The organism is Bradyrhizobium sp. Tv2a-2, from assembly GCF_000472425.1.
In the GTDB taxonomy this organism is placed as follows: Bacteria; Pseudomonadota; Alphaproteobacteria; order Rhizobiales; family Xanthobacteraceae; genus Bradyrhizobium.
Genome location: NZ_AXAI01000006.1, coordinates 49,145 through 64,757 on the forward strand (window position 1 = coordinate 49,145; position 15,613 = coordinate 64,757).

Annotated in this window: 15 protein-coding genes; 6 read left to right on the forward strand and 9 right to left on the reverse strand. The window is 60.2% G+C overall.

Features of this window, described 5'->3' with window-relative positions; all coding sequences use genetic code 11:
- Positions 1–7: 7 nt before the first annotated feature.
- The 4 genes from metA to A3AI_RS0113460 form a co-directional block, all read right to left on the reverse strand.
- The gene (gene metA, locus A3AI_RS0113445) at positions 8–1,105 is read right to left on the reverse strand and encodes a homoserine O-succinyltransferase MetA (RefSeq protein WP_024516076.1); all 1,098 of its coding nucleotides are present in this window, start codon (positions 1,103–1,105) and stop codon (positions 8–10) included.
- A 27-nt stretch (positions 1,106–1,132) separates the two neighbouring features.
- Positions 1,133–2,407: an O-acetylhomoserine aminocarboxypropyltransferase/cysteine synthase family protein gene (locus A3AI_RS0113450; protein WP_024516077.1), complete on the reverse strand. Its 1,275-nt coding sequence runs from the start codon at positions 2,405–2,407 to the stop codon at positions 1,133–1,135.
- 83 nt (positions 2,408–2,490) lie between these two features.
- The gene (locus tag A3AI_RS0113455; protein ID WP_024516078.1) at positions 2,491–3,444 is read right to left on the reverse strand and encodes an amino acid--[acyl-carrier-protein] ligase; all 954 of its coding nucleotides are present in this window, start codon (positions 3,442–3,444) and stop codon (positions 2,491–2,493) included.
- A gap of 29 nt (positions 3,445–3,473) precedes the next feature.
- Positions 3,474–4,700 (reverse strand): acyl-CoA dehydrogenase family protein, encoded by a 1,227-nt coding sequence (locus A3AI_RS0113460; RefSeq protein WP_024516079.1) that lies wholly within the window; start codon positions 4,698–4,700, stop codon positions 3,474–3,476.
- Positions 4,701–4,925: 225 nt separating this feature from the next.
- Between A3AI_RS0113460 and A3AI_RS0113465 the strand changes: the two genes are divergently transcribed.
- The 5 genes from A3AI_RS0113465 (at position 4,926) to A3AI_RS0113485 (ending at position 9,484) form a co-directional block, all read left to right on the forward strand.
- Positions 4,926–5,204 carry a phosphopantetheine-binding protein gene (locus A3AI_RS0113465; protein ID WP_024516080.1) on the forward strand — a complete coding sequence of 93 codons (279 nt, stop codon included), beginning with the start codon at positions 4,926–4,928 and terminating at the stop codon, positions 5,202–5,204.
- Between the two features lie 81 nt (positions 5,205–5,285).
- Positions 5,286–7,130, forward strand: a complete 1,845-nt coding sequence (locus A3AI_RS0113470) for a long-chain-acyl-CoA synthetase (protein ID WP_024516081.1) — start codon at positions 5,286–5,288, stop codon at positions 7,128–7,130.
- A 15-nt stretch (positions 7,131–7,145) separates the two neighbouring features.
- Entirely contained in the window at positions 7,146–7,391 is a 246-nt protein-coding gene (locus A3AI_RS0113475) for an acyl carrier protein (protein ID WP_024516082.1), read from the forward strand.
- Positions 7,378–8,763 (forward strand): AMP-binding protein, encoded by a 1,386-nt coding sequence (locus A3AI_RS0113480; protein WP_024516083.1) that lies wholly within the window; start codon positions 7,378–7,380, stop codon positions 8,761–8,763. The genes A3AI_RS0113475 and A3AI_RS0113480 overlap by 14 nt, the downstream gene beginning before the upstream one ends.
- On the forward strand, positions 8,756–9,484 hold the full coding sequence (locus A3AI_RS0113485) for an SDR family NAD(P)-dependent oxidoreductase (RefSeq protein WP_024516084.1): 729 nt from the start codon (positions 8,756–8,758) through the stop codon (positions 9,482–9,484). The genes A3AI_RS0113480 and A3AI_RS0113485 overlap by 8 nt, the downstream gene beginning before the upstream one ends.
- Positions 9,485–9,575: 91 nt before the next feature.
- On the opposite strand, the gene A3AI_RS47505 is transcribed toward A3AI_RS0113485, so the two are convergent.
- Both A3AI_RS47505 and A3AI_RS0113495 read right to left on the reverse strand, forming a co-directional pair.
- Positions 9,576–9,797 (reverse strand): hypothetical protein, encoded by a 222-nt coding sequence (locus A3AI_RS47505; RefSeq protein ID WP_024516085.1) that lies wholly within the window; start codon positions 9,795–9,797, stop codon positions 9,576–9,578.
- Positions 9,798–9,843: 46 nt separating this feature from the next.
- Entirely contained in the window at positions 9,844–10,749 is a 906-nt protein-coding gene (locus A3AI_RS0113495) for a LuxR C-terminal-related transcriptional regulator (protein ID WP_024516086.1), read from the reverse strand.
- 405 nt (positions 10,750–11,154) lie between these two features.
- Here A3AI_RS0113495 and A3AI_RS0113500 point away from each other — a divergent pair, with 405 nt between their 5' ends.
- Entirely contained in the window at positions 11,155–11,799 is a 645-nt protein-coding gene (locus A3AI_RS0113500) for a LuxR C-terminal-related transcriptional regulator (protein WP_024516087.1), read from the forward strand.
- 162 nt (positions 11,800–11,961) lie between these two features.
- On the opposite strand, the gene A3AI_RS0113505 is transcribed toward A3AI_RS0113500, so the two are convergent.
- From A3AI_RS0113505 to A3AI_RS0113515, 3 genes are all read right to left on the reverse strand, one after another.
- Positions 11,962–12,462, reverse strand: coding sequence for a DUF4399 domain-containing protein (locus tag A3AI_RS0113505; RefSeq protein ID WP_024516088.1), 501 nt, complete (start codon positions 12,460–12,462; stop codon positions 11,962–11,964).
- Between the two features lie 21 nt (positions 12,463–12,483).
- Complete coding sequence (locus A3AI_RS0113510; protein ID WP_024516089.1) at positions 12,484–14,034, reverse strand: SUMF1/EgtB/PvdO family nonheme iron enzyme; 1,551 nt, start codon at positions 14,032–14,034, stop codon at positions 12,484–12,486.
- 818 nt (positions 14,035–14,852) lie between these two features.
- Positions 14,853–15,200 carry a hypothetical protein gene (locus tag A3AI_RS0113515; RefSeq protein WP_024516090.1) on the reverse strand — a complete coding sequence of 116 codons (348 nt, stop codon included), beginning with the start codon at positions 15,198–15,200 and terminating at the stop codon, positions 14,853–14,855.
- Positions 15,201–15,613 lie beyond the last annotated feature (413 nt).

Sequence of the window (15,613 nt, forward strand, 5' to 3'; positions counted from 1 at the left end):
GCTTCCTTTATGCCAGGACCGATCGCTTCCGCGACGGCCCTTCCGGGCGTCGCGGGGTTGTCCGCGAGACGCGACGCGCTGCGCTTGGGGGGCTGCAGCTTTCGGCCCGCTGCCAAGCCATGTACAGCAGCCAGTTGCGGTATAGGTGCCTTGCCGGTCTACGCCAGTCGTTTCTCAGACCCTTCGCCAGCTGATCGGCCGGGAAGTCGGCGAAAAACTCCGGACATCTGTCAGAAAGCGCCCTTTGCCGAAAGGCTGTCAGGATCTCTTCCGCCTCGGCGTCAAAATAGCCCCTCGGTATCGTCGGACAGACCTCATTCTCTCGCCGCAGGAAGCGACCCATGTCCCTTCTATATTCGCCCAATAGGCTCTGAGTTTCATATTCCGGATGGCCCTGGAAATGGACGAACAGGCTGCTCTTTTGCTGCTTGACGAAGCAGTCGACGCCCGCATCCGCCGATTTGGTGAGAACGGAATAGCCACCGCTTGCGAGTTCTTGCTCTTGCACCTCGTTCCACCGGGCATGCGGTATTCGGAGGGTTGCCGGAACGTTGTGCATCAATGGATGGTTTCTCGTTTTCGTTTGAGAGAAAACACCGATGCATTTGGCAGGTAGGGCGTGACGCGCCACGCCATCCATGTGAAGGACGACTCCATGGACGGCGAGACAGGAATATATCGATGACGCGGTGTTCTCGCTGGCCCACTCGACAAGTTGGACGAAGCCGGGCCAATAGGGTTCTTCCCTCAAGCTGGCTGCTCTCGGCTCGGTGCCGGTCACGATTATTCCGTCCAGGCTGCCATTCAGCAGATCGTCTGTGCTGCGATAGTAGCGACGAACGTAATCGCGCCCCCATTCCGAACGGGGTGTGGCCTTCATTGTGTAGAAGTGCAGTCGGACGACAAGCCCTTCAGCCGCCGCGCCGAGCAGATCGAACAGCTGGCGCTCGGTGGCCATCAAGGCGGCGTCTGGCATGTTGTTGATCAGCCCGATATCGAGGCACTCCGCATGAGCTCCCAGTGATACCGATGCGTTGGTGGCCCCGTTCGGCGCTCTCGAGAAGAGATGATGTTCGTGCGAGTCTATGTCGATTAGGATGGGCATTGGAATATGTTCACCGTTGACGCAAATTCAGGCTGCCGCACCGAGGGCTTGATCGAGGTCTGCGATGATATCGTCGGCGTGCTCGATTCCGACGCTTAGTCTGATCATCTCTGGCCGCACGCCGGCCTTTTGTTGCTCTTCGGCCGACATTTGCCTGTGCGTGGTCGACGCGGGATGGCAGGCGAGCGATTTTGCGTCGCCAATGTTGACCAGGCGCTTGAACAGCCTCAGCGCGTCATAGAACCGCTTGCCAGCTTCAAATCCGCCAGCCACGCCGAATGTCAGCAGCGAACATGCCCGACCGCCGAGATATTTCTGCGTCAGGGCGTAATAGGGGCTATCGCGGAAGCCAGCGTAGTTCACCCATTCGACCCGGTGGTGCCGGCGCAGGAAGTGCGCGACCTTTTCGGCATTCTCGACGTGCCGGTCGATCCGAACAGCGACGGTCTCGATGCCCTGGAGCAGCAGGAAAGCATTCAGTGGCGCCAGGATGGAACCGGTGGTCCTTTGGGACACGGCGCGGCAGCGTGCGATGTAGGCGGCGGGTCCGTAGCGCTCCGTGAAGATCAACCCGTGGTAGGATTGTTCCGGCTCGTTCATCATGGGAAAGCGCCCGCGATGCTCCTCCCATCTGAATCTGCCGCTGTCGACGATAATTCCGCCGAGGGTGGTGCCGTGCCCGCCCATGAACTTCGTCAGCGACTCCACCACGATGTCCGCGCCGTAGTCGATCGGCCGGAGTAGGATCGGGGTCGGCACGGTGTTGTCGACAATCAGCGGCACGCCGTGCCTGTGGGCGACCTCGGCTATCGCTTCGATGTCGCAGACGTTTCCGGCCGGATTTCCTACGCTCTCGCAGAATACAGCACGAGTATCGGCGTCGATCAGTTTTTCAATGCTTGCTGGTCGGTCGTCCTCCGAGAAGCGGACTGTGATACCCTGTCTCGGCAGGATATATGCGAACAGCGTATGCGTGGTGCCATAGAGCTGCGGGACCGAGACGATGTTGGTGCCCATCTCCGCGAGATTGGTCACGGCATAGTTCGTCGCAGCCTGGCCGCATGCCACGCTGAGCGCCTCGATGCCTCCTTCCAGCGCGGCGACGCGCCGCTCCAGCACGGCGTTCGTTGGATTTCCGATCCTGGTGTAGCGGAAGCCGTCCACCTCGAGGTTGAAGAGCGCGGCTCCATGATCGGCGCTGTCGAAGGCGTAAGAGGCCGTCTGGTAGATCGGTACGGCCACAGCCTTGGTGGTCGGCTCGATTTCGTAGCCGGCGTGGACGGCCAGAGTCTCTGCTTTCATGGAGGTCGGCCCGTCAGCTCTTCGGTCCCGGGCGACCTCGGGATTTCCCTGGCGCATCGGAGCTCCTCCAGTCTTGGCGTCGTCTACTGATCGTTCCGCGGGAAGCAGAGGAGGTCGCGCACCGCGGTCGGCCATTTGGCGACGTTTCTGCCGTGTGTATGGAACATAGCGACGGCGAGACGGTCCATTCCGAAAGCCACGCATGCGGTATGGGCCGGCGCACCGGAGGCATCCGTAATGCCCCAAGCGGTCCCGAAATGATCCCGGTGATAGTTGAAGCTCATACAGGCGGTAGGCTTCTCCTCGGAGCGCAGCGGCACCAGCAATTCGAACTTCAACGACTGCTGCTGTTGGCTCACGGCCATCATTTGGCCGACCCTGCCGAAGAACGGATCGCTGGCGTAGTCGACCCTGAAGCTCAGGCCGAGGTCGCGCGCAATCTCCTGGGCGAGTATCATCCAGCGTTCCCGGAACGCCGAGACGCAGTTGGGGCTGCCAACGCAGACGTATTCGCGCATTCTGAACGACTGCAGCCGGTCGAGGTGGCGCGACGGCTCGCGACGGAAGCAATCGGCGGCCACGTCGAAGCGCCAACCGCCGGCAGGTGCGGCACCCCGGCTCGCGGCGATTGGATAAACGGGATAGCAGGCGGCTGGCGACAACACGAGGTCGGCCGGTGAAAGCGATGCGGTCCAATCACCGCCGGCATCGAAGCAGCTGACGGCGGCGTCGATCTCGCTTTCCGTACCGTGCAGGCCACAGACGCAGCCGAGGAGGTTCGGAAAGCTCTTGAGATAGCCCGACTTCTCGAGCTGGCCGCGGTTCATGACGGGAGGGAATCGCATCACCTCGGTGTCGGGTTCGCGATGCCGCGTGATCAGCGCCGCTAGCCGCTCAATGACGTCCTCGTAGAGCGCAGTGCGGCCATAGACTCCCGGAGAGCCCATCTCATGGAACAGCACGTCTGCGAGATAGTCCAGCGGATCGGCTGCAGGCGCAATGGGGTCCGCCGACGAGGCAAACATGGCCATGTTCATGTCGAATCCTATTCTTTCGAGAAGAAGAATTACTCGCGCAGCGACGCCGGAACGGCGCTCATCAGCGTGGCCGTGCCCATGCTGCTGAGAATGCGGTCGTTGTTGATCATGATCGGAGCGGAAAGCACGTCGCGGAGGTGGCGGCCGATGCTGACGTCACTGTCGTTGCGGTAGCCGGAGAGTCCGCAGGCGCGCATCGCATGCATAACGGCTGCAACCGCGAGTTCGGAGGCTTCCACCTTCAGAAGGTTGATGGATGACTGAAAGTCGACGGACGAGAGTGCGCGCTCGTCCCGTTCGCACGTCGCATAGGACCGAAGGTTCGCGGCGATGACCGCGCGCAATTTCGTCAGTGTCATCTTGGCAGCGGTAAAATGGGCCGCGCCTGGGGGCATGTTGCCGCCCGAACTGCGGGCGGCCTTGCGAATGAAAAGCTGGGCCCGGTCCACCGCTGCGGCTGCGATTCCCGCCCAGACCGACGACCAGCATAGATGGGCGACGGGTGTCATCGTCTGCGCGTGGATCCGTTCGTATGGCACCGGGAATATCTGGTCCGTGGAGCCCTTGAAGTTCAGCTTGAAGCCGGCGCTACAGGTCCCACGCATGCCGAGCGTCTCCCACGCGAGAGTGGGTTCCAGCGTGTAGTCCTCCCGGGTAATTGCGAGCAGCACCTGATCGGATCCGGCGGCGTCGTCGGCGCGGCGGGCGATGGTGACGATGCCATCCGCCTCGGCGCCATAGGAAATCACCGTCGCATCGCGCACCAACGAGATCTCGGCCCCTGCGCGCTCTACGGCGGCCGAGCTGAAGCGGATGTTGCCGCCGTTCTGGCCTTCCGTGGTCGATGAGGCAAGCAGCAACTGTTCGGCTGCCACGCGGCGCATAAGCCTCTCATGCCAGCCGCTGCCCGCGCCGTGGCGGACCAGACAGGCGATCTTGGTCTGATGCATTGCGAAGATCATCCCGGCCGAAGCGCAGCCGCGACCGAGCGCGTAGCACATATCGGTTACGTCAGAAATCGACGCACCGTCGCCGCCAAACTCGATCGGAATCTGAGCGCCCAGAAGTCGTTCCCTGCGCGCAGCGTCGATGGCTTTCCATGGGAAGCGTGCCTCGCGGTCGACGGCCACGGCCTCCGATGCCGCCGCTTCCGCGACGACAGCAGTCCGCTGTGGGAACGTGGAGCGGTCGTGAGAGAATGATACTGGGCCGTTGTCAGGAGCGAAGTTGCGGAGTGGGGCTTGCTGCACATTCATGGCCAAATCTTCTCACTTCATGGCCCGACGATCCGGACCGGTTGGCGACGAAGGCTCAATCTAACTGACCGCACCTGCGAAGTCGGCGACGCAGAAGTGGATGGTCGGAGGGCGTGCGATCCCGAGTGGGGTACTCCCGAAGTGGAATTACTGACCCGCGCTGCAGTCGGATATGGTCGCCCCCGAGCACCGTCCTGCCACGTCCCGCGAGAGGGGGGAGTTGGAATGCAAAACTTTGCCTCAAGTGTCCAGAATCGCGTTCTTTTTCTCGTCAGGAGCATCCTCGAGCAAAACGCTGTAGCCGCGGACGTTCAACCTGAGTCTCGGCTAGTCGACATCGGACTGAACTCGATGGATATGGTCGCACTTATGCTGAAGGTGGAGGCCGAGTTCGATTTCATCATTCCTCAACCTCAGATCAAGCCAGAGAACTTCCAATCGGTGAAGACGCTCGAGCTGATGATCCTCAACCAGCTCGGACGGGAGCTGGATAAAGCGAATTGAACAAAGATGCTTTTTCGGAAATCGGGCCAAACCGCATTGGCCGCGCGACCGTTTGATCAAGCTCATCCGTAAGGTCAGCTCATGATACCAGGCGCGATCCAGAAGACGACCGGAGACGGCGGCGCGCAGCGCAGACCTTCCACCGCCAGAACCTGGTTGAAGGCGATCGAACTCACCTCGCGGATCGAGGCCGAACCGGATCGGCTGTTTGCTGATATCGTGGACGAGTGGGCACAGCGGCAACCGGCGAGCCCGGCGCTGCTCTCACACGGAGAGTCCTTTGACTATGGACAACTCGCTGCCCGGGTCAATCGATACGCTCGCTGGGCGCGCGACATGGGCATACGTCCGGGGCGCACTGTCTGCCTGCTGATGCCTAATCGACCGGAATACGTCGCTTGCTGGCTCGGCATCAGTAGGATCGGCGGCACGGTGGCGTTGATCAACACCAGGTTGGTCGGCCGCTCGCTTGCCCACTGCATCGACGTCGCGCGCGCTGATTATGTCATTCTTGCCGCAGAATGCGTGGCTGCATTCGAGACCGCTCGTTCGCACTTGAACCGCGTGCCGCAGATCTGGTGTCTCGGTGGCAGCGGAGCAGGCGCGGATTTGGATGCGGCGCTCGATGCCACGGATCCGCGCACGTTGTCTTCCGCCGAGCGTGGCGACGTTACAATCGACGATCGTGCACTTCTCATCTACACCTCGGGCACAACGGGGCTGCCGAAAGCGGCGAACGTCAGTCATCGCCGCATTCTAAGCTGGGGCGGGTGGTTCGCCGGGTTGACGGATGCGACCGTAGAGGACTGCCTCTACGATTGCTTGCCGCTCCACCATTCCGTGGGTGGTGTGGTCGCGCCGTGCAGTATGCTCCGCGCGGGCGCTTCGGTCGTGGTCGCGGAGAAATTCTCCACCGGGGCGTTCTGGGAGGACATCCAACACTTCGACTGCACCATTTTCCAATATATCGGCGAACTCTGTCGTTACCTGTTGAAGGCGTCGGCCTCCGGGCCAGAGCTCGGACACAGGCTGCGGCTGGCCGTCGGCAACGGATTACGGGGCGACATCTGGGATTCGTTTGCCGAACGGTTCGCGATCCCGCAAATTCTCGAGTTCTACGCCGCTACGGAAGGCAATTTTTCGCTGTTCAACGTCGAAGGAAAGCCGGGTGCGATCGGCCGAATCCCGCCGTTACTGGCGCATCGCTTTCCCGCCGCGATCGTAAAGGTCGATCGCGACAGCGGCGTCCCCCTTCGCGGCTGGGATGGGCTTTGCATCGCTTGTACGCACGGCGAGATTGGCGAGGCAGTCGGCCGCATCGGCACCGCGGACCACGGCGGCGGCGCTTTTGAGGGCTACACGGAGGCAGCCGAGACCGAGAAGAAAGTCCTGTGCGATGTCTTTGTCGAAGGCGACGCCTGGTTTCGTACCGGCGACCTGATGATGCGCGACGAGCAGGGCTACTTCCATTTTGTCGATCGCATCGGCGACAGCTTCCGCTGGAAGGGCGAGAACATCGCAAGCAGCGAGGTGAACGACGCGATCAGGGACTGCCCCGGCATTCTCGACGCGTCGACATATGGGGTCGCCATCCCTGGCGTCGATGGCCGCGCCGGTATGGCGGCTATGGTCGTGGACCGGGCCTTCGATTTCAGGATCTTTTCGAAGCACCTGTCGGACCGGCTTCCACCCTATGCGTTGCCCATCTTCGTTAGGTTCTGTCGGACCCTCGTGGCCACTGAAACCTTCAAGCAAAAGAAGCAACAGCTGATAGCCGAGGGGTTCGATCCCTCGCTCGTTGGCGACCCGTTGTTCGTGCGTGATGCGGCGACAGGTGATTACCGCCCGATCGATCGGGCTGTCTACGCACGCATCGTCGAGAGCGGTACCGGTTCCATCGTCGGCTCAAAAAGCCGCCTGTTTTGAGAAGTGAGGATTTTCATGTCGGTAAGATCGCGGATTTTTGGTGCGATGCAGCAAATCGCAACAGAGCAGAACGTCACGCTTCCACCCCTTCAGGACGATTTACGTCTGGCGGAAACGGGGTTCGATTCGCTGGCGTTCGCGATCCTTGTCGCGCGCCTGGAGGACGATCTTGGTATCGATCCATTCTCAGTCGCCGACGAGATCGCTTTCCCGTCGACCGTCGGCGATTTCGTCAGGATCTACGAGAATGTCCCCGCCTGAGATCTTGGCGCTGCGCGAATTTCTCGGTCCTGAGCTGCAAGGCCGCTCGATTTCCGATGCTTGCCACAGCGTATCGCTGACCGACATTCTCCAGCGGAGTTGTCTGATCGGCGAGCCCTGCGAGTTGTCCGGTCGCTCGGTACTGCTTGCGACCTCGGGGCAGCTGCTGTCCGCACTCGCGATGATCGAGCTTGATGGCGTCGCCAGCCGCATGCTTCTGTGCCCGCCCGATCTCGATCCGGACCGCATCCCGACGCTGCTTGCCGATGCGGAGATTGACACCATCGTCACCGATCGGTCTCTGTCGCGGTGGGATAATACCGCGCAGCTGATCGTCGGCGTCGGTCTGCCCGAACCGACGGCGGTTGTCAGGACGACCGAACGCGCGACGGAGTGGCTGATGCTGACGTCGGGCACCTCAGGGCTGCCAAAGATAGTCGGACATGGGCTCGATGGATTGGCAGGCGCGATAATCGCCGAGGGACCTGCGCGCCACCCGAACGCGACCTGGGCGACGTTCTATGACATCCGCCGCTACGGCGGCCTCCAGATTTTTCTGCGCGCGGTGATCGGTGGCGGATCGATGGTGCTGTCGGAGCCCGGCGAAGCCATCACCGACCACGTGGGGCGGCTCCGCGCGAGAGGCGTCAGTCACATTTCCGGGACGCCATCGCACTGGCGCAAGCTCCTGATGAGCGGTGCAGCCGCGAGTTTCTCGCCGCGCTATCTTCGTCTGTCCGGCGAAATCGCCGACCAGGCGGTGCTCGATGCGCTGGCCCAGACGTTTCCGCACGCGTCGATCGGCCATGCCTACGCTTCGACCGAGGCCGGCGTCGGGTTCGCGGTGAACGACGGCCTCGAAGGCTTTCCTGCCGATCTGGTCGGACGAGACCGCGAGGGGGTCGAGATGAAGGTCGTGGACGGCTCGCTCAGGATCCGCTCCCGCCGCACGGCGCGCGCCTATATCGGCGCCGATACGACACCCCTGGTCGATACCGAAGGCTTCGTCGATACCGGCGACATGGTTGAGCGGCGCGGAGATCGGTACCACTTCGTCGGCCGGCGCGGCGGGATCATCAATATCGGCGGATTGAAGGTCCATCCCGAGGAGATCGAGGCCGCGATCAACCAGCATGAGTCCGTGCGAATGTCGCGTGCGCGATCGCGCAGAAGCCCAATCACGGGCGCTATCGTGGTCGCCGACGTCGTTCTCGCTGACGGCATCGATACAAGCCACCGCGAGGCGATCCGTACGGAGATCATCGGCAGATGCAAGGATACGTTGGCGGCACACAAGGTTCCGGCGGTGATAAGCTTCGTCGAGCGGCTCGACGTTACCGCCGCGGGGAAACTGGCGCGGGCCGATGCATAACGTCCTTGTCACAGGAGGTAGCCGCGGCATCGGCCTTGCGATTGCGCATAGGCTTGCCGCATCCGGCAACTACAACGTTATCGCAATAGCGCGTCACGAGAGCCAGGATCTAGGCCGCGCCATCAGCATGGCAGGGGAGGACCGCCTGCACTTCAAAGCCTTCGATCTCGGCCGGACCGAAAAAATCCCTGCCTTCGTGAAGGAGATACGCGATGCGTTCGGCGCGATCTATGGCCTCGTCAACAACGCCGGGACCAGCAGCGAGGGGTTGCTCGCGACGATGCGCGATTCCGAGATCGAAGGGTTGATCCATCTCAACGTGCTGTCGCCGGTCGTCCTGACGAAATACGTGGTGCGCCACATGATGGCCGAGGGCCGCGGCCGCATCGTCAACATCTCGTCCATCATCGCTTCGACCGGCTACAACGGCCTGTCCGTCTATGCCGCATCCAAGGCCGCGAGCGCCGGTTTTACCCGTTCGCTGGCCCGCGAAGTCGGCAGACTCGGCATCACCGTGAACGCGATCGCGCCCGGCTTCGTCGATACCGAGTTAACGAAGTCCTTGGACAAAGAAGGTCGCCGGCGCATTGCGGGCCGTAGCGCGTTGCGCCGCCTGACCGAAGGCGAGGACGTCGCTTCCATGGTCGAATATCTGCTCGGCGAAGGCGGCCGGAATATCACCGGCGCCATGCTGACGGTCGACGCCGGCAGCACTGCCTGATCGCCGAAATTGCCTATCAGAGCGGCTTCTCAGTTGATGCGGTCTCAAAAGAGGGGGGCCTAACAGACAAGGCTGGCCGACCGCTAGAACCTCAAGAAATGCCCTTCTCGCCCTGATCGGGAGCTGAGATCAGCTTTACGCGCTCCTGCTCCAGAGCTCGCATGCCATTGCGATGCAGCCAAAGCAGCCCGATTGCGAGTTGTCGCAGGTCGTTTCTGCTTTGACCAACGGGAAGTCGTCTTGCGCGGCGCAAGGTTTCCGCAACCTGTCTTTCCAGCGGCGACAAATCTTCGTTCCATGGCTTCGGCGGCATTGGGGTCACCAATGCCGCTGCAGGGCGGAAAAAAGTGAGCGGCCTCTTATTTGCGAGGCCGACTCGCGGCTTCAGCTCTGAAGCCGGCATCTTTGCGAATGAAACGCTCGATGCGAGCCACTTCAGCGTGATTTGCCTGTTCGACCACGGTCGAACAAACCGGCTCACCGATCTGTGCGATTTGTGAGCTCTGTCCCACCGCACTTGGTAACCGCTTCACCAAGGCAGGTGACAATGGCGGTGCGATGGTGCCAGTGGTCCCGGACAGGCATCCATTGTTCATCCCCCAGATCGCGGCTTGTGTGCGATTATGGACGCGGATTTTGCGAAGGATGGCCTTGACATGCACCTTCACGGTGGCCTCGGCGATATCCATTTTTCTCGCGATGGACTTGTTCGAATCGCCTTCAATGAGGCAGCGCAGAATCAACCTCTCTCGAGGCGAAAGCTGTGGTGCCGGATCGCCAACTTCCGCGACAAGGATATTCTTGTCGTCCTCGTCACGGCCGTTATCGCCCAACTGACTTTCTTGCGGACCGAAAACATACGACAGAAATGCGGGTGGCAGGACTGTTTCACCCATCATCACCAATTCGAGAGATCTGATGAATACATCACACGTCATGATGTCTACGAAACAGCCGTTGGCACCTATTCGAAACGCTGAAATCAATTCGTCCGGTCGATAGCGGTCTGCCACGATCGCTATTCGTCCATCCGGATAGTTATCCCTGAAAAACTCGATCTGGCCGGCCACGAAATCGAAATCATCGCCGGTATGGACGATGAGAAACAAGGGGTGGTGCTCTTGTAATTTGCCGGGCAAATCATCGGCGGATGATACTGAAGCTACGATGCGAAAATTTGCTGAACGGAGTATCTTAGCAATGCCCTCTCGAAGTAAACTGCTCCTTCCAACAATAGTGGTCGCGAACGAAGGTCGCTTACTCATGTTACTCTCCCAGCCTGATACAAAAATTACACACGTGTTGGGCGGGTGAGTTCCTAGCCCTCACCTGTCCTGTCGATTTTCCGGCGTACTTAGGGATCGTCTCTGTCTGGTATAATGGTGGGACTTTTGGCTTCGGTAGGTCCCCTTTATGGCAACGGCTTCATCCAAGATTGGCTTTGGAAAAAAAGTGGCACCTAGGTCGGCTTGCTGCCTTCTGGCTTATATTTTGATAAACTAAAGCTAAATCCGTGATATCTCTATATATCTTTAGATATATGTAGTGGGGTGAGATGGAGCGGGATAGTAGCAAGGAGATAGTGCAAGATAGCAAACGGGGGGTATGCCTTCTATTTTAGCGATGGAGCCTGCGAAGATGATTATGGGGGGGAGAAATGCGAAGTTTGGATGGATTATATTCGTGTCGTAATCGCACATCCGCATCCGGTAATTGTGCAGGGCTTGAGCAGCGTGCTCGAGGCGCAGCGCGAATTTAAGATTGTTGCACGTTGTGCCGATGTTGCCAGTTGCATCGAAGCGATCCGGATGTTTAAGCCTCATATCACGATTGCGGGCATCTCGATGCCCGGCATCGGTGGGTTAGAGATTCTTGCCTTTGCAAATTCCGAAGAAGTGTCCACCCGAGTAGTTCTATTCGCCTCGGCCGTGGAAGATCGCGATTTGCAGACGTTTGCGGGCGCCGGGGCCTATGCGGTCCTTCCCCACGACGTTGATCTCGAAATTCTGATACAGGTCTTGCGGCAGGTCGCAAGTGGTCGGAGGCTGCGCCCCTCCGACCGGCTTGCGCCCGAGGAGCAAGGTGTTGTCGAAAAGTCTGTGCCGACGCTGACTGACCGCGAGCGCCAGATCATGCGTTTGGTATCTGAAGGGCTGTCGAACAAGGAGATTGGGCGGCGCCTGAATCTTACCGACGGGACCATCAAAGTTCATCTTCATCACATCTTTCAGAAGCTCGAGGTTAGCAACCGGACGGCACTCGCCGCGTTCGCGATGTCGCAGGATGATCCCTTTGACTCTTCTGTCGAAGATTGACGCCCTTGGCAGCATCTTGCTGGCGTAACGTGCCGAAAGGCTGACACTCAATCCGATCACCGGGGTGGCAACGATTGTTTATGAAGGTCGCCAATCGCGACAGCGCGAGCAGGCGTTCACGTGCGCGCCAATCGGCCTTCGTTCCGGCGCTCAGCCGCATTTTTATTCTCGACTCGCTGCATGATGATGGCTGTCTCCGCCAGGTCCAAGCTGGTCGGCCGTTCTTGCCGGCGAGCCTTCTTTGATCGTTACCGTCAATCTTTCCGAGACAAGCGGCGGGTTGAAGGGATAATGCTTGGCGTCGCCTAACACCAATTGGAGCGTATGCTTGCCAGGTGCCAGTTCGAGACGCGCCTCGGTCTGCCCCGCACCGAAGTGAACATGGTTCTTGTCTTGCGGGATTGGCTCGTTGACATTGAGTGGCTCGTTCACGTCAATCAGTAGATGATGGTGTCCGCTGTTCGGGAAATCGTCGCCGGCGTGGGTTACGCCCATGCCCCGCAGGCCAAAGCGACACCAGAACCCGCCTTTGATCACCGCGCCGTTCTGCGGCCAGATGAAGTACAGCAGCGCATCCTTTGGTGCGGCCTTGCCTTGAGCCTGAGCAAGGGTCGGAGCAAGCGCGAGCGTCGCGGCCACCATGACAAGCCGAATGATCCTCATCGAGATGCTCCCAGCCAAGCCTCAAGGAGAAAGCGCAATCCGAAATCCGTGAGTTGGATATCGAACGTTGGTGTCGTAACTGTCGCGGTTCGCCGGCCGCGCATAGCGCTGGTCATTCCTCCATGATCCCGAACGAATGACATGCGAGGTGCAGTCGCCTTCGACCCATGCGGAGCCGTCCGTTGGCGCGCCGTGATAATTCTTGTGCCAGCAGTCCTCGACCCATTGATCGACACCGCCGCCCATATCATAGAGGCCAAACGGATTTGGCTTGAAACTGCCCACCTTGACCGGCTGCTCGGTCACCGCAACGTCTGCGCAATTCTTGCAATTGGCCATACCGGGTTGAAACTCATCGCCCCACCAGTACCGCGTCTGGGTACCGCCGCGCGCCGCATATTCCCATTCCGCTTCGCTCGGGAGTCGATAGGGCTTGTGAGTCGCTTCCGCGAGCCATGCAACAAATTGCCTCGCATCAGTCCAGCTGACGTTGGTGACGGGAGCGTCGTCCTTGCCGGTCGCTGTGAACGCACAGGCGTTCGCAGCGGCACACTGGTTCCACTCACGAACGGAAATTGGGTATCGGCTGATGGCAAGCGGCTTGACCGTTACCTGTCGAATCGGTTTTTCGGAAATATCATCGTTGCTACCCATCATGAAGGCGCCGCCCCGAAGCATGTTCATTTCGGGCTCACGGATCGGGGACGACGACTGCTGCGTTGCAGGAGCGCCCCGTAGCGCGGCTTGCTTCGCAGCAGGAGCAGCCGGTGCCGGAGCGGGCAGGGGCGGCAGAGCCTGCTTCATTTCATGCGCGGCAGGCGAGGGCACCGAGTCCGGCGTCTGCGGCGAAACGGAAGCCGACGGCTGACCTCCCGTTCCTCCATATGGAAGCGGTAGCCAATGCCAGAGCGCAGCACACCCGATAGCCAACATAATGATCCCCAGAAGGAAGATCAGAAAAGTCTCCCGTCGTCTCCGCCTGTTGAGGGCGGCCGGATCTGGCAGCACTCGGTAAACCCTTACCGGATCGGTGATGTTCTTGACTCTGCGATCTCCGAGTGACTCATACCCGCAAACCAGCTTGTGCTTGATCTGCTCGTAGATACCCCCCGAGATGTACACGTCACCTGGCTCGGCGATACTCTCGAGACGGGCGGCAATGTTTACGCCATCACCATAAATGTCATCCTCCTCGATGATGACATCGCCTAAATTGACGCCGATCCGATACTCGATCCATTGCTCCTTCGGGAGCGCCGTGTTGCGTCCGAGCATGTTTTGCTGGATTACGATACCGCAGCGCACGGCCTCGACGGGACTGTCAAATATAGCAAAAAAGCCGTCTCCAGTCGTCTTGACGAGGCGACCGTGGTGTTCGGCGATGCTGGGCTCGACAAGGTCTCGCTGGATGCGCTTCACCCGCACGTGGGTGCCTTCCTCGTCAAGCTCCATCAAGCGGCTGTAGCCGGCAATGTCGCCGGCCACAATCGCAGCCAAGCGGCGCGGCATTACACCGCGCGGCGGCAAACCGCTGCTCTTGGCAGAACTAATATCGCGGACTTTCTCGCCCATGGCGCCGTTCTAGGCCGTCCAACCGGTATGCTGGCCGGTTCATCCTGCAATTACGCAAATCGAAAAGTCGTCCAGAGCGCCCTGTCGAGACGCAAATGATCAGCCAAACAAACCATAGCAAGAAGTAAGGTATGCTGCCAGAAGGTTCACCGCAGATCACGACATAGTCACGTCAGTGACCTTGACGTTCGCGAGTTGGATCGCGGTCGGACGAGTTGCGACGCGATCTAATTCGTCTTCATTGCGGAGCCAACCACATGTGATCATAAGGCCCCTCCGTCAGGGCTCTATGATTGCCTCTGTCCCTGCGGCTCCCAGTCGAAATACCGTTGCGGGTGAGATGGACGGCCCCGCCGTCCACCTGGCACGGCGGGGCCGCGGCCTGGCGAACCATGGTGGGGTCGTGCGGGAGTCCGGCAGGCGTCACCGACCGTACCTTCGGCGATGACATGACACGAGCGCGCGACGGAGGTACTCAAGCATACCCGCTCACGCCTGCAATTGCCCTTGCGAGTTCGTTTCAGAAAAAGCCCTCTTTTGGCAGTCGCGCGGGATTTGGCTTGATCCCACAACGGCCGAGTGCAACTGCGCGATTAGGGGTCGCTGCCGGGAGGCGGCGGCCCCGCCGACTTTTCGGGGGGGCGGGCACCGTCGGCGCACGCGCGCGCGCCCGAGGCACGGACTTAGCCAGATGCACGCTGGCTGCAGTGCCGGATATCAATGTCCCGGGCGTGAGACCAGTCTCGGGAGAGATCACCAATGCGACGGGTTTGAAGAGAAGCCCCGCGCTCAGGCTCGGGCGTGGCGATCAACGTCCATCATCGGCGGAGCGGCCGGCGCTTGCGGACCGGGGTATTGTGACGGACCGAGGTATTGTGGTTTTCGCGAATTTGGCAGTGAGGAAATTGACACTCAATGTTTTCAGTGTCGCGACAATGATAGGCGTCTTCCATATTGCAGGGCTTCGTCGTCGGCGGCTTGACTGCCTCTTCACGCATGGCGTCGGCGAGCCAGCGCATGACTTCCTCGGCGAAGAGGTCGACTTGAATCACCTCGTCCTCGAGAAAAATATCGTATCTCATCGCGATCCCTTTTTGCCGGACCGCGAACTGTACCCTGATCCGCTTGCCGCGATGCGAGACTTCAAGGATCGGTTTGGTCACCATCGTCGTCGTCCCGTCGGAATGTCGGGTGCTCGTGATGGGCGGCCACAAGACCGCCGATCATCTGGTTCAAGCGCCCGAGCGCGCTCAGTTACTTATCGTACACACGGTGAGCCACGCGTTCAAACAGCGCACGTTAAGCTTTGATCGCCATCCTGGCACTGGAGGTAGTCCGTTCGCGCACACAGCCCGGCGGAGCATTATCCTACGGCACACGACGAGACGGGTTGGGATTGGAGTTGAGCCTATCGCGATTGAAAAGTCTGACGAGCAGCGCCAGCGTGGTGATAGGATCAGCCAACCTTTGAATATGATGCTTCCGAGGTGTTGTCCAAACATCTCGCATTCTGGCCAAGCAGTCCGTCGCCCGGCGTATCAAGTGTCGCTGACCAGCTCGTGCACGCATGTACGAGGGA

Excerpts from the sequence above, each read along its gene's own strand:
- metA (WP_024516076.1), bottom strand. The coding sequence starts at position 1,105 with ATGCCCATCCTAATCGACATAGACTCGCACGAACATCATCTCTTCTCG.
- A3AI_RS0113450 (WP_024516077.1), bottom strand. The coding sequence starts at position 2,407 with ATGAAAGCAGAGACTCTGGCCGTCCACGCCGGCTACGAAATCGAGCCG.
- A3AI_RS0113455 (WP_024516078.1), bottom strand. The coding sequence starts at position 3,444 with ATGAACATGGCCATGTTTGCCTCGTCGGCGGACCCCATTGCGCCTGCA.
- A3AI_RS0113460 (WP_024516079.1), bottom strand. The coding sequence starts at position 4,700 with ATGAATGTGCAGCAAGCCCCACTCCGCAACTTCGCTCCTGACAACGGC.
- A3AI_RS0113465 (WP_024516080.1), top strand. The coding sequence starts at position 4,926 with ATGCAAAACTTTGCCTCAAGTGTCCAGAATCGCGTTCTTTTTCTCGTC.
- A3AI_RS0113470 (WP_024516081.1), top strand. The coding sequence starts at position 5,286 with ATGATACCAGGCGCGATCCAGAAGACGACCGGAGACGGCGGCGCGCAG.
- A3AI_RS0113475 (WP_024516082.1), top strand. The coding sequence starts at position 7,146 with ATGTCGGTAAGATCGCGGATTTTTGGTGCGATGCAGCAAATCGCAACA.
- A3AI_RS0113480 (WP_024516083.1), top strand. The coding sequence starts at position 7,378 with ATGTCCCCGCCTGAGATCTTGGCGCTGCGCGAATTTCTCGGTCCTGAG.
- A3AI_RS0113485 (WP_024516084.1), top strand. The coding sequence starts at position 8,756 with ATGCATAACGTCCTTGTCACAGGAGGTAGCCGCGGCATCGGCCTTGCG.
- A3AI_RS47505 (WP_024516085.1), bottom strand. The coding sequence starts at position 9,797 with ATGCCGCCGAAGCCATGGAACGAAGATTTGTCGCCGCTGGAAAGACAG.
- A3AI_RS0113495 (WP_024516086.1), bottom strand. The coding sequence starts at position 10,749 with ATGAGTAAGCGACCTTCGTTCGCGACCACTATTGTTGGAAGGAGCAGT.
- A3AI_RS0113500 (WP_024516087.1), top strand. The coding sequence starts at position 11,155 with ATGGATTATATTCGTGTCGTAATCGCACATCCGCATCCGGTAATTGTG.
- A3AI_RS0113505 (WP_024516088.1), bottom strand. The coding sequence starts at position 12,462 with ATGAGGATCATTCGGCTTGTCATGGTGGCCGCGACGCTCGCGCTTGCT.
- A3AI_RS0113510 (WP_024516089.1), bottom strand. The coding sequence starts at position 14,034 with ATGGGCGAGAAAGTCCGCGATATTAGTTCTGCCAAGAGCAGCGGTTTG.
- A3AI_RS0113515 (WP_024516090.1), bottom strand. The coding sequence starts at position 15,200 with ATGGTGACCAAACCGATCCTTGAAGTCTCGCATCGCGGCAAGCGGATC.